This window comes from Paraburkholderia sp. SIMBA_027 (assembly GCF_046535315.1).
Classification (GTDB): Bacteria; Pseudomonadota; Gammaproteobacteria; order Burkholderiales; family Burkholderiaceae; genus Paraburkholderia; species Paraburkholderia tropica.
The window spans coordinates 1-292 of record NZ_JAWRWY010000338.1 but is presented as its reverse complement, the minus strand read 5'-3'; the positions used below and the strand labels follow the sequence as shown (position 1 = coordinate 292).

Sequence of the window (292 nt, the reverse complement as noted above, 5' to 3'; positions counted from 1 at the left end):
CGCCCGCCGGCGACATCAAGACGCTTAGCGCGGCGGCGGGGCTGACGCTCCTGTCGATCAATGCGCTGCAACGCTTTGAACGCTTCGATGCGACTCGCGCGAAGGACGCACTGGCATTGTCGCGCTATGCCGCTGACTGCGGAGCGCGCGCGATTGTCCTGTGCCCGACCAACAGCCGCCAGGATCAGCGCACGCCAGGCGAGCGTCACACCGATCTGGTCAATGCGCTAAGGCAACTGAAGCCGATCCTCGACGACCACGGACTGCTCGGTCTGATCGAACCGCTCGGCTT

General features: G+C 65.1%; 1 pseudogene. It reads left to right on the top strand.

Features of this window, described 5'->3' with window-relative positions:
• Positions 1-292, top strand: a pseudogene (locus SB764_RS39330) (xylose isomerase); the annotation flags it as partial.